The organism is Variovorax ginsengisoli (assembly GCF_030811835.1).
GTDB classification, from domain to species: domain Bacteria; phylum Pseudomonadota; class Gammaproteobacteria; order Burkholderiales; family Burkholderiaceae_C; genus Variovorax; species Variovorax ginsengisoli_C.
In genome coordinates this window covers 226,202-238,178 of sequence record NZ_JAUSRO010000009.1, presented here as the reverse complement: position 1 = coordinate 238,178, position 11,977 = coordinate 226,202, and the positions used below count along the sequence as shown (strand labels likewise).

At 68.3% G+C, this 11,977-nt stretch carries 10 protein-coding genes; 1 reads left to right on the top strand and 9 read right to left on the bottom strand.

Annotated elements, in window-relative coordinates:
• Positions 1-2 precede the first annotated feature (2 nt).
• The 8 genes from J2W36_RS15840 to J2W36_RS15805 form a co-directional block, all read right to left on the bottom strand.
• Entirely contained in the window at positions 3-1,046 is a 1,044-nt protein-coding gene (locus J2W36_RS15840; protein WP_307690708.1) for a branched-chain amino acid ABC transporter permease, read from the bottom strand.
• 28 nt (positions 1,047-1,074) lie between these two features.
• Positions 1,075-1,812: an ABC transporter ATP-binding protein gene (locus J2W36_RS15835; protein WP_307690707.1), complete on the bottom strand. Its 738-nt coding sequence runs from the start codon at positions 1,810-1,812 to the stop codon at positions 1,075-1,077.
• Positions 1,805-2,599 (bottom strand): ABC transporter ATP-binding protein, encoded by a 795-nt coding sequence (locus J2W36_RS15830; RefSeq protein ID WP_307690706.1) that lies wholly within the window; start codon positions 2,597-2,599, stop codon positions 1,805-1,807. Before J2W36_RS15830 ends, J2W36_RS15835 begins: the two co-directional genes overlap by 8 nt.
• 119 nt (positions 2,600-2,718) lie before the next feature.
• Positions 2,719-3,909, bottom strand: a complete 1,191-nt coding sequence (locus J2W36_RS15825) for a substrate-binding domain-containing protein (protein WP_307690741.1) — start codon at positions 3,907-3,909, stop codon at positions 2,719-2,721.
• 48 nt (positions 3,910-3,957) lie between these two features.
• Positions 3,958-5,523 carry a long-chain-fatty-acid--CoA ligase gene (locus tag J2W36_RS15820; protein ID WP_307690705.1) on the bottom strand — a complete coding sequence of 522 codons (1,566 nt, stop codon included), beginning with the start codon at positions 5,521-5,523 and terminating at the stop codon, positions 3,958-3,960.
• Positions 5,524-5,558: 35 nt separating this feature from the next.
• Positions 5,559-6,743 (bottom strand): acetyl-CoA C-acyltransferase, encoded by a 1,185-nt coding sequence (locus J2W36_RS15815; protein WP_307690704.1) that lies wholly within the window; start codon positions 6,741-6,743, stop codon positions 5,559-5,561.
• Positions 6,740-8,860: a 3-hydroxyacyl-CoA dehydrogenase NAD-binding domain-containing protein gene (locus J2W36_RS15810; RefSeq protein WP_307690703.1), complete on the bottom strand. Its 2,121-nt coding sequence runs from the start codon at positions 8,858-8,860 to the stop codon at positions 6,740-6,742. The genes J2W36_RS15815 and J2W36_RS15810 overlap by 4 nt, the downstream gene beginning before the upstream one ends.
• A gap of 30 nt (positions 8,861-8,890) precedes the next feature.
• Complete coding sequence (locus tag J2W36_RS15805; RefSeq protein ID WP_307690702.1) at positions 8,891-9,994, bottom strand: zinc-binding dehydrogenase; 1,104 nt, start codon at positions 9,992-9,994, stop codon at positions 8,891-8,893.
• Positions 9,995-10,166: 172 nt separating this feature from the next.
• On the opposite strand from J2W36_RS15805, the gene J2W36_RS15800 reads away from it, so the two are divergent.
• Entirely contained in the window at positions 10,167-11,201 is a 1,035-nt protein-coding gene (locus J2W36_RS15800; RefSeq protein ID WP_307690701.1) for an alpha/beta fold hydrolase, read from the top strand.
• Here the strand turns inward: J2W36_RS15800 and J2W36_RS15795 are convergent.
• The gene (locus J2W36_RS15795; RefSeq protein WP_307690700.1) at positions 11,164-11,958 is read right to left on the bottom strand and encodes an enoyl-CoA hydratase/isomerase family protein; all 795 of its coding nucleotides are present in this window, start codon (positions 11,956-11,958) and stop codon (positions 11,164-11,166) included. The genes J2W36_RS15800 and J2W36_RS15795 overlap by 38 nt on opposite strands.
• Positions 11,959-11,977 lie beyond the last annotated feature (19 nt).

Sequence of the window (11,977 nt, the reverse complement as noted above, 5' to 3'; positions counted from 1 at the left end):
CCCTAGTGCTTGTCGATCGGGTAGAGCCCCTGCGGGCGCCAGAGCAGCACCACCATCATCACGAGGATGTTCGACACCAGCGCGAGGTCGGGCAGCAGGAAGCTCACGTAGTTGGTGCACAGCGCGATCAGCATGGCGCCGACGAAGCAGCCGGTGACCGAGCCGAGCCCGCCGATGATCACGATGATGAGCATCTGCACCAGCACCTCGGCGCCGATCGCCACGGTGAACTGTTCGCGGTAGAAAGCCCACATCACGCCGCCCAGCCCGGCCAGCGCCGAACCAGCCACGAACACGCCGACGAAGATGCCACGCACGCGGTACCCAAGCGCCTCGACCATCGACCGGTTCTCGACGCCGGCGCGGATCAGCAGGCCGATGCGCGTGCGGTTGAGCATCAGCGTCAGGCCGATGAACACCAGCACGCCCACCGCCACTGCGACGAGGCGGTAGCGCTCGACGGCGATGTCGCCGAAGACGAACGAGCCACGCACGGCTTCGGGCAGTGGCAGCAGCATCTGGTTGGCGCCGAACAGCACCAGCACCAGTTGCTCGATGATGATCATCGCGCCGATGGTGATGAGAATCTGCTTGAGGTGATCGCCATACACCGGCTTGACGAAGAGCCGTTCGTACACCCAGCCGAGCACGGCAGTCACCCACATCGACAGGGCGATGACCGCCACGATCGCAGCGAGTGCAGCCCACACCGAGCCGGACGCCAGCAGCGGCTGGAGCGGGCCGACCAGCAGCGTGGCCGTGTAGGCGCCGACGGCGACGAAGGCTGCGTGGCCGAGGTTCATCACGTCCATCAACCCGAACACGAGCGTGAGGCCGCTGGCCATGATGAACAACATCATGCCCATCGCCAGCGCAGCGACGGTGAGCGTGACCCAGGTCGGCACGCTGCCGACGATCGGCAGTGCAATGGCGATGAAGGCCAGGATGAGGATGCCGGGCACCATGTCGCGCGTGCGGCCCGGCAAGGCCTCCAGTGCGGGGGGCGCCGTCGACGGCTCTTCGGCGGTGGGGGAGATGGCGGCCATGGGCTTTCCGATCAAAGGGTGCGGGTGCTCAGTGCACGGCGCCGGCATGCAGGCCGAGCAGCCGCGCCTGCAGCGCCTCGTCGGCCGACAGGTCGGCCATGCGGCCGGCGTGCACGATGCGGCCGTCGTCCATCACCGCGACATGGTCGCCGAGCGCGCGGACGAAGTGGAAGTTCTGCTCGACCAGCAGGATGGTCGTGTCGCGGGCTTTCAGGTCCTCGAAGGCCTGCGCCAGGTTATCGACGATGGCGGGCGCCAGGCCCTTGGTCGGCTCGTCGATGAGCAGCAGCTTGCGCGGCTCGATGATGGCGCGGGCGATGGCCACCATCTGCTTTTGCCCACCCGACAGCGTGCCGCCCGGCCGCAGCCAGAAGCGCTTGAGCGCGGGGAACAGCCCGAAGATCCAGTCGAGCCGCGCCTCGTCGAAGCGGCCGCTGATGGCGGCCAGGCGCAGGTTCTCCTGCACCGTCAGTCCGGAGAAGATGCCCATGTCTTCGGGCACGAAGGCGATGCCGCGGCGCGAGATGTCGGGCGTCTTCTCCGCCGTGATGTCTGCGCCGTCGAAACGCAGCGTGCCGCGGCTGGCATGCCACAGGCCCATGATGGTCCGCAGCGTGGTGCTCTTGCCCGCGCCGTTGCGGCCCAGCAGCACCGTGAGGCCGGCGCGCGGCACCACCAGATCGACGCCCTGAAGGATGTGGTACTCGCCGATGTGGGTGTGCATGCCGCTCAGCTGCAGCAGCGGTGCGTCCGTGTGCTCAGGCATGGGCCGCCTCCCGCCGTTGTGCCGGCGTGCGGCGCACGCCCAGGTAGGCCTCCTGCACGATGGCCGAAGCCATCACCTCGACCGGCAGGCCATCGGCCACCAGACGCCCGTTGTGCAGCACGACGATGCGGTCGGCCAGCGAATGGATCACGTCCATCTTGTGTTCCACCAGCAGGATGGTCTTGTCGCCGCGCGCCTTCAGGCGGCGGATGAGTTCGAGGATCACTGGCACCTCGTCGACGCTCATGCCCGCCGTGGGCTCGTCGAACATCACGATCTGCGGCTCCAGCGCCATCAGGATCGCGACTTCGAGCTTGCGTTTGTCGCCGTGCGGCAGCTTGGCCGCCAGGTCGTCGCGCCGCGCCGCCAGCCCGACCTCCTCGAGGCACGCTTCGGCCTGCGCGATCAGGTCGGCGCGCTGGCGCCACATCGCCAGCATGTTGAAGCCCGCGCGGTGCCGGCTCTGCACCGCCAGGCGCACGTTCTCCAGCACGCTCAGCCGCGGAAAGAGGTTGGTCAGCTGAAACGCACGGCCGATGCCGCGCGCGGTGCGCTGCGCCGCGTTCAGCCGCGTGATGTCTTCGCCGTTCAGGCGCACCGTGCCTGCACTCGCACGCAGCTGCCCCGACAAGAGGTTGAAGTAGGTCGTCTTGCCGGCGCCATTGGGCCCGACGATGGCCGTCAGCGTGCCGGCCGCGAACTCGGTCGTCACGTCGTCCACCGCGGCATGGCCGCCGAAACGGATGCCGAGCCCGCGGCTGGCAAGCGCGGGTGCAGAAGTCGTCACGTCAATGCCCCCGCCCAGGGATACCGCGGAACCGGCTTCGCCGGGCCGCAGGTATCGCTCGCTGCAAGGGGGTTGGCGCAGCGACACGAAGTGCGCGAAGACTGGGGGTGCGCCACATCTCAGCGTTTGACCGTAATAGGCAGCGGCATCTCCGACGCCGGGATCTCGCGCACCAGATCGAACAGGTCCCACTCGCTCGCGGGGTTCTTCTTCATGCGGAACTGGTACTGCGTCTGCAGGGCCTGGTGGTCTTCCTTGCGAAAGGTCATCTTGCCCTTGGGAGTGTCGAACTCCATGCCTTCCATCGCTGCGATGAGCTTGGGCGTGTCGACCGAGTTGGCCTTCCTGATGCCGGCCACGATGGCCGCCGCCGTGACGAAGCCGCCCGCGGTGAACAGGTCCGGCGGCACCTGGTAGCGCTTCTGGTGCTCTGCGACCAGCCAGTCGTTCATCGCGTTCTTCGGGAAGCCGTAGTAGTAGAAGATGCCGCCCGTGATGTCCAGGCCCTTCCAGGGCTTGGCGTTCTCCAGGTTGGCCCCGCCGATCGACAGGAACTCGATGCCGTAGCGGCCCGGGTTCAGCTCCGAGATCTTGCGGATCGGGTTGGGCGCGCCCCAGATCACCATCAGGTACTTCTTGCCCTGCAGGTCTTTCATGCGGTCGAAGATGCGCTGCATCGGCGCCGTGAAGTCCGAGGTCGACAGCGGAACGAATTCCTCGTGGATGACCTTGGCCTTGCTCTGGGTCGCGATCAAGGCCTCCTTGAAGGCTCGAACGCCGTCTTTCCCATAGACGTAGTCGGGCGCGAGGAAGGCGATGTTGTCGCCGTCCTTCAGGCCGGCCGCGCTGGCGAGCGCGTCCTGGAACGAATTGCGGCTGGCGCGAAACAGGTACTTGTTCCAGGCCGACCCGGTCAGCGAATCGGCGATGGCCGGCTCGAGCATCAGGATCTTGCCGTACTCTTCGGCCACCGGCGCCATCGACAGCGCACCGCCGGACCACGAGGTGCCCACGGCGATGTCGGCCTTGTCGTCAGCCAATGCCTCCGTGAGCATCGCCTTGGAGAGCTCCGGCTTCATCTGGTCGTCCTTGACGATCACCTCGATCTTGCGGCCGAGCAGCGTCATCGTGCCCTGCGTGAGGTAATCCAGGCCCAGGCGCAGGCCACGCTCGGTGTCGCGCGCATAGGCCTCCGAGGGCCCGGTCTTGCTTGCGATGAGCGCGATCTTGATCGGCTTGTCCTGCGCCAGCGCCTGCGGCGCGATCCAGCACGTGGCCGCAGCCATGGCCGCGACGATGAGTTTCTTCAGCATGCCTGTGTCTCCTTGTTGTTCAGATGTCTGTCCGCAACCAACGACCTAGCCGACGGCTCGCGCCTGGCCCTTCCAGTACGGCTCGCGCAGCACGCGCTTGAGTACCTTGCCGCTCGGGTTGCGCGGCAGCGCCTCGATGATGTCGAGGCTCTTGGGGCACTTGTAGTGCGCGAGGTTCTCGCGCATGAACTCGATGATGTCGCGCTCGCTCGCGGTGGCGCCGGGGCGAAGCACCACGCAGGCCTTGACCGCCTCGCCCCAGGTCGCATCGGGCACGCCGATGACTGCGCCGTCCAGCACGGCCGGGTGGCGCATGAGCACGTTCTCGACCTCGGCCGGATAGATGTTCTCGCCACCCGAGACGATCATGTCCTTGATGCGGTCGTTGATGAAGAGGTAGCCGTCCTTCAGATAGCCCCCGTCGCCCGAACGGAACCAGCCGCCGTTGGTATTGCGCCCTTCCGGATAGGCCGCAGCGGTGGCCTGCGGATTGCGCCAGTATTCCTTCAGGTTGCGGTCGGACTCGATCCAGATCTCGCCGACCTCGCCGTCGGGCAGGTCCTGCAGGCTGATCGGGTCGACGATGCGCAGGCGCCCGCCGCCGATCGGCCGTCCGGCCGACCGCAGCAGCGACGCGTCACCGGACCGGTGGTCCTCGGGGAACAGAAAGGTCGCAGGGCCCGAGACTTCGGTCAACCCGTACACCTGCAGGAAGTCGCAGCCAAAGACGTCGAACGCCTGCTGCAGCACCGTCTCGCTCACCGGCGAACCACCGTACGCCATCAGCTGCAGCATGCCGAAGTCGTGCGCCTTGGCGTCAGGCACCTGCAGCATGAACAGGATCATCGCCGGCACCACGAAGGTGTGGGTGATGCCGTGCTGCGCGAAAGCCTTCAGGTAGGCCTTCGGATCGAAGTCGGCATAGGCCGACGTCTGGCCACCCGTGCACAGCGTCAGCAGCAGCATCGTCATGCCGGCGACATGGAACACCGGCAGCGGGTTGCCGAGCACGTGGCGATGGTCGAACTTCCATTCCTTGGCCACCACGCGCGAGGTCGAAAGCAGCCCCGCATGCGACAGCACGATGCCCTTGGGCAGGCCGGTGGTGCCTGATGAATACAGTTGCAGCGCCGCATCGTGCGTGTCGGCCGCCACCGGGGTGAAGGTGTCGGGGAAGTCGGCGTACCACTGCGCCAGCGACGGCACGCTGCCATGGGTCGCGCCGGTGCACACAAGTGTCTTCACGCCTGGCAGGCCAGCCTTCTCGACCGTGGGCATGAACTCGGCGTCGGCCATGAGAAACGGCGCCTCGCCGTTGTTCACGATGTACGCGACTTCGCTGGCCGTCAGCCGCCAGTTGACGGGCATGCACACCGCACCGAGCTTGCATGCAGCCAGCGTCACCAGGATGCATTCGATGTGATGCTTGGTCAGCACCGCGACACGGGTGTCGCGCGTGACGCCCGCGTGTGCCAGCGCGTTGGCCAGTCGGCTGGTGTGGGCCTCGACATCGCGGTAGCTCAGGCGCTGCTCGCCATGGCGGTAGGCGAGTTCGTCGGGACGGTCGATCAGCTGGCGCTTCAGGCTGTCGATGAGGGTGAGGTCTTCCATGGCTTTGTCTCCTGCTCTTTTCTGGGTGTCGCGGGTCAGGCGACTTCGAACAGCGCCGCGGCGCCCATGCCGCCACCGACGCACATCGTCGCCACCACGTACTTCACGCCACGGCGCTTGCCTTCGATGAGTGCATGGCCCACCACGCGCGCGCCCGTCATGCCGTACGGATGGCCGATGGAGATGCCGCCGCCGTCCACGTTGAATCTGTCAGGGTCGATGCCCAGGTGGTCACGGCAGTACAGCACCTGGCAGGCGAAAGCCTCGTTGAGCTCCCAGAGGCCGATGTCGTCCACCGTCAGGCCATGCTGCTTGAGCAGCTTCGGGATCGCGTAGATGGGCCCGATGCCCATCTCCTCGGGCGCACAGCCGGCCACCGACATACCGCGGTAGATGCCCAGCGGCGCCAGGCCACGGCGCTCGGCGAGGCCACGCTCCATCAGCACGCAGGCCGAGGCCCCATCGGACAGCTGGCTGGCATTGCCGGCAGTGACCACGCCGCCCTCGATCACCGGCCTGAGCGACATCAAGCCTTCGAGCGTGGTCTCGGGCCGGTTGCCTTCGTCGCGGTCGAGCGTCACCTCGCGGTACGAGATGTCCTGGGTCGCCTTGTCGACCACCGCCATCCTGGTGGAGAAAGGCACGATCTCCGCATCGAAGCGACCTGCCGCCTGCGCGGCCGCCGTGCGCTGCTGCGACATCAGCGCGTAGCGGTCCTGCGCCTCGCGCGAGATGCCGTACTTCTTTGCGACGAACTCCGCCGTCTGCAGCATCGGCATGTAGGCATGGGGGACCCGCGCGATCACACGCGGGTCCTTCTCCTTCGCGACCCAGCCCATGTAGGCCTCTTGCACGGCGGAGATGTTGTCGTGGCCGCCAGCGACCACGATGTCCATGCCGTCGACCATCACCTGCTTGGCCGCGGTGGCGATCGCCATCAGGCCCGAGGCGCACTGACGGTCCATCGTCTGGCCCGACACCGTGGCAGGCAGCCCGGCCGCAAGCACCGCGTTGCGCGCGAGGTTCATGCCGGCCGTGCCTCCGGCCAGCACGCAGCCGATGACGGCGTCCTCGATCTCTGCCCCTTCCACGCCGGCGCGCTGCACCGCATGCGTGATGGCATGCGCGAGCATTGACGGCGATTTGGTGTGGTTGAGCGCCCCCTTGTAGGCGCGGCCGATGCCGGTGCGCGCGGTGGAGACGATGACGGCTTCTTTCATGCGAGTGTTCCTGCGAAGTCAGAGATGCGTTGGCCCTTGCCTGCAAGGGACGCCAGAAGGGGGGACACACGCCAATAGCCGAAGGCGTCGCCGCGCGTGCTGGCGTAGTGCTGCAGGCGCTCGACGATCGTCGCAAGACCGATCGCATCGGCCATCCACAGCGGGCCGCCCTTGTGGTCGGGAAATCCGTAGCCAGCCGTCCAGACGATGTCGATGTCGCCGGGCCGGTAGGCAATGCCCTCCTCCAGGATCCTCGCGCCTTCGTTGATCAGCGAATAGAGCAGCCGCTCGACGATCTCCTGTGCGCCGATGTCGCTGCGCCGCGCGATGCCGTGGGAAGCGGCCAGTTCGGCGGCAATGCGCGACGTCTCCGGGTCGTCCACCGGTTTGCGGCCGTCATAGCGGTAGTAGCCGGCGCCGGTCTTCTGGCCGAAGCGGCCGATCTCGAACATCCGGCGCACCACGGCGCGGTAGCTGTCGTCCGGCGGCAGGCCGCCCGCCTTGCCGTATTCGATGACGGTATTGGCGCCCACGTCGATCCCGGCCATGTCGAGCATGCGGCACGGCCCCATCGCCATGCCGAGCGCTTCGACCGCGCCATCGATCTGCGACGGGCTGGCACCTTCCATCATCAGGAACTCGGCCTCGCGCATGTACACCTCGGCCATGCGGTTGCCGATGAAGCCGTAGCACACGCCCGACACCACCGCCACCTTGCCAATGCGACGGGCCAGCTGCATGACGGTGGCGAGCACGTCGGGCGCTGTGCGTGCACCGCGCACCACCTCAAGCAGCCGCATCACGTTGGCGGGGCTGAAGAAGTGCATGCCGACCACGTCGGCCGGCCGGCCGGTCGCAGCGGCGAGCACGTCGACGTCGAGCGTCGAGGTGTTGGTGGCGATGATCGCGCCGGGCTGGCATACTTGGCCCAGCCGCGCACAGACCTGCTTCTTCAGGTCCATGTTCTCGAACACGGCTTCGATCACCAGGTCGCAATCGGCGAAGGCAGCATCGTCGAGCGTGCCGCGCAGCAGGGCCATGCGCTGCGCGACCTGCTGTGCGGTGAGGCGCCCTTTCGCGGCGCTGGCCTCGTAGTGGGTTCGGATCAGACCCAGGCCACGGTCGAGCGCAGCCTGCGTGACCTCGACCAGCACCGTCGGAATGCCAGCGTTGACGAAGTTCATCGCAATGCCGCCGCCCATGGTGCCCGCCCCCAGGATGCCGACGCTGTGCACCGGGCGCAGCGCGAGCTCGCGGCCCAGGCCCGGGATCTTTGCGGCCTGCCGCTCGGCGAAGAACAGGTGGCGCATCGCCTGCGATTCGGGCGACACGCGCAACGCCTCGAACAGGCGCGCCTCGACCGCCTCGCCTTCGGCGAAGGGCAGCGTGGCCGCCGCCTGCACGGCCAGCACGATGTTCCGGGCCGACGGGTAGAACGGCTTGCGCGCCGCTGCCTCGGCGAGCGCCTGGTCGAAGAAATCGGCCGGCAGGCCCTCGTCGGGCACGGCGCGTTCACTGGTGCCGCGGGGGCCGACGCGGCGTGCCAGCAGGTCTTGGACAAAGGCCAGCCCCACCTCCAGCGGCGTGCCCTCTCGCACTTCGTCGACGATGCCGGCCTGGCGTGCCGCTTCGGCCCCGATGCTTCGGCCGCTGGCAATCATGTCGAGCGCCAGCTTTGCGCCCGCCAGGCGCGGCAGGCGTTGCGTGCCGAGCGAACCCGGCAGGATGCCGAGCTTGACTTCGGGAAGGCCCAGCTGGGTCGACGGAAGCGCCACGCGCCAATGGCAGGCCAGGGCGAGTTCGAGGCCGCCGCCCAGCACGGTGCCGTGCAGCGCAGCCGCCACCGGCCGGTCGAGCGCCTCGATCCGTGCCAGCGTGTCGTTGTAGGGCGCCGCGGAGAAATCGGGGGCGTCGAAGGATGTGATGTCGCCGCCCGCGACGAAGGTGCGTCCGCTGCTGTGCACCAGCAGCGCGGCGTAGGTGCGATCGGCTTCAAAGGCCGCGACGGCCGCCGTCAACCCGGCCACCACCGCCGGCGACAGGGCGTTGACGGGTGGGTTCGAAATGGTCAGCACAGCGATGTCGCCATGTCGGTCAAGGGAGACGATGTCAGTCATGGAAAGGAAGGGCCGCAGTGCCAAGCAAGGTCATCGCGGTAGGCTATCGCTGGACTCCAGCGTGCTCTTGCGTCCACTCGCTGACCGGCTCGGGGTTGACCCCGGGCGCACCAGCAGCTTGATCTGCGTGGTCGGCCTGCGCAGTGCCTCGAAGGCGGCGGGCAGGTCGTCCAGGCTCACGGTGTCGGTGATCATCGGCGCCGGATCGACGCTGCCGGCGTCCAGCAGCGCCAGCACGCGCTGCCAGTCGGGCTTGCCGTAGCCCATCACGAACTGCAGGCTGATCTCCTTGGCCATCGCGCGCTGCGGCAGCACGCGGTCTTCGGTCGGACAGACGCCGACCACCACCACCCGCCCCCGCGGCCGGGACAGGTCGACGCACTGCTGGATCAGCCCGGGCGCGCCGACGCATTCGAAGATCACGTCGGGCGCCCCACCGGTGGCGCGGGCGAACGCCTCGCCCGCGGGCTCGCCCGCCGCCGGGTCGATCACCGCCGTCGCGCCGAAGCGCGTGGCCATCTCGCGCCGGCCCGATGCGAACTCACTGACCACCACGTGGGTAGCGCCGGCCTGCCGCGAAAACGTGCTCACGGCCAGGCCGATCGGTCCACCGCCGATCACCAGCACCCGGTCGGCCAGCCCGACGCGGCCCGACTGCACCGCATGGAGGCCCACCGCCAACGGCTCCAGCAGCGCGCCTTCGCGCTCACCCACCGCCGCCGGCAGGCGCAGCGCCTGGCCGACCGGCACCTTGACGTAGTCCGCCAGCGCACCTGGCCGGTTCGGGCTGAATCCCGTCAGCCGGTTGTTCGGGCAGATCATGCCGAGCCCTTCGCGGCATTCGCGGTGCCCGTCGGCCACGCAACCATTGCAGGCGTTGTTCGGCAGCGCCGTGACGCGTTCGCCGACCTTCCAGCCCGCGGCACCGCTCTCGACGATCTCGCCGGCGAACTCGTGGCCGAGCACCGTGCCGCTCTTGACCGTGAAGACGCCAGGGTGCGTGGCATGCAGGTCGGAGCCGCAGACGCCGCAGCAGTACACGCGCAGCACCAACTCGCCGGCGCCGGCCTGCGGCAGCGGAATGTCTTCGATCGACAGCAAGCGATCGACGCCGCGGAAGACGGCAGCTTTCATGGGGACCTCTCGAAGGGAATCGACGTGGGCCGCAGAGTGGCGGCGCTGCGAAGGCTAGTGGCGCGGCGCTGGGCTGGCTTGCGCGGAGTCGCTGGGCTGCTCCGACCGCGGGAAAGCCCTAGCGACAAAGCGCAAGACCTGGTCGGGGTGCGTGACCACAATCGCCCGCAGCATGACCCCGAGCCCCACACCATCCACCGCACACACGCTGCCCGGCTGGCAACGCATCCGCACGCAGGGCATCGACATGGCGGCCAGCGTGGTCCCGCCACGTGACGCGGCAAAACCCACGGTCGTGCTGCTGCACGGCTTTCCGGAGCTCGCGTTCTCCTGGCGCCACCAGATCCGCGCGCTGACGGACGCGGGCTACGGCGTGCTTGCACCGGACCTGCGCGGCTACGGCGACACCGGCCCGCAGGGCACGTTCGAGAGCTACCGCATGCAGAACCTCGCGCTCGACGTGACTGGCCTGCTCGATGCGCTCGGCCATGCACGGGCGGTGATCGTCGGCCACGACTTCGGCGGCGCGCTGGCCTGGACGCTGGCGCGCGACCACGCGGACCGCGTGCTCGGCATCGCGTCGCTCAACACGCCCTACACGCGCCGCACCGAAGCGGACCTGGTGCACACCATGCGGCAGGCGCGCGGGCCGACGCACTACATGGTGACCTTCCAGCAACCCGGCGTGGGCGAAGCACTGCTCGGCGCCAACGTGACCGCGACCTTCCGCGGGCTGATGCGGCGCCCGGCCGTCACGCTCGACAGATTCGCGCACCTCTGTGCACGCGTACGCGCCCTGCCCGCCACGGTATTCACCGGCGAACCTGAGCTCATGGGTGCGCCGCTGCTCGAAGAACCGGAACTCCAGCTTCTGGCGCGGACCTACGAACGCACCGGCTTCGAGGGCGCGTTGAACTGGTATCGCAACCTGCACCGCAACTGGCTGGACACGGCCGCCACGCCCGACCACATCGGCGTGCCGGCCCTGATGATCAGCGCCGCCGACGACTTCTTCCTGCCGCCGACAACGACGCGCGGCATGGAGCGCATCGTGCCCGACCTGGAGCGCCACACCCTCAGCGACTGCGGCCACTGGACGCAGCAGGAGCAACCCGAGGCGGTCAATGCGCTGCTGCTCGACTGGCTGGCGCGGCGCATGACGCCGGCGCTCAGCGCCCGGTCCACACCGGCCGGCGCCTCTCGTTGAACGACGCCAGCCCCTCGCGCGCGTCCTCGGTCAGGGCGAGCAGCGCGATCTGGCTCTCGGTGTAGGCGATGCCTTCGTCGAAGGACATCGATGCCATGGCCCGCATCGCGTACTTGCCGCGACGCAGCGCAGTCGGCGACTTGTCGGCCAGGCGATCGACCAGCCATTGCGTCCTGGCGTCGAGTTCGTCGGCGGGCACGGCGTAGTTCAGGAGGCCCGCCTCCTTCGCTTCGGCGGCGCCGAAAGGCTCGCCGGTCAGGCACCACTCGCGCAACGTGCGGCGCGGCACGATCGCCTGCAGCAGGCTCAGCACCTGCATCGGGAACAGACCGATCTTCACCTCGGGCAGGCCGAACTGCACATGGTCGGCCGCAACCGCCATGTCGGTCATGCACAGCAGCCCCACGCCACCGGCCATGCAGACGCCGTTGACGCGCGCGATGCTCGGCAGCGTGGCGTTCTGCACCTCGCGCAGCATGTCGGCGTAGTCGATGTTGGGCTGCGACAGGTCGAACGCGAAGCCTGCGCCGGGCTGCAGGTCACCGCCGGCACAGAAGGCCTTGTCGCCTGCGGCGGTCAGCACGATCACGCGCACGTCGGCATCTGCATGCGCGCGCCGCCAGCCATCACGGATGCCGGCCACCACGTCCTTGTTGATCGCGTTGCGCTTGTCGGGCCGGTTGATCGTGACCCACATCGCGTGGCCACGTTTGTCGATCTGCACCGCCGGTTCACCAGTTTGCTGCGTCTGCGTCATCTGCTTCGTCTCCGGGTTC

Coding starts and splice junctions, on each gene's coding strand:
- J2W36_RS15840 (WP_307690708.1), bottom strand. CDS start 1,046: ATGGCCGCCATCTCCCCCACCGCCGAAGAGCCGTCGACGGCGCCCCCC.
- J2W36_RS15795 (WP_307690700.1), bottom strand. CDS start 11,958: ATGACGCAGACGCAGCAAACTGGTGAACCGGCGGTGCAGATCGACAAA.
- J2W36_RS15805 (WP_307690702.1), bottom strand. CDS start 9,994: ATGAAAGCTGCCGTCTTCCGCGGCGTCGATCGCTTGCTGTCGATCGAA.
- J2W36_RS15815 (WP_307690704.1), bottom strand. CDS start 6,743: ATGAAAGAAGCCGTCATCGTCTCCACCGCGCGCACCGGCATCGGCCGC.
- J2W36_RS15800 (WP_307690701.1), top strand. CDS start 10,167: ATGACCCCGAGCCCCACACCATCCACCGCACACACGCTGCCCGGCTGG.
- J2W36_RS15810 (WP_307690703.1), bottom strand. CDS start 8,860: ATGACTGACATCGTCTCCCTTGACCGACATGGCGACATCGCTGTGCTG.
- J2W36_RS15835 (WP_307690707.1), bottom strand. CDS start 1,812: ATGCCTGAGCACACGGACGCACCGCTGCTGCAGCTGAGCGGCATGCAC.
- J2W36_RS15820 (WP_307690705.1), bottom strand. CDS start 5,523: ATGGAAGACCTCACCCTCATCGACAGCCTGAAGCGCCAGCTGATCGAC.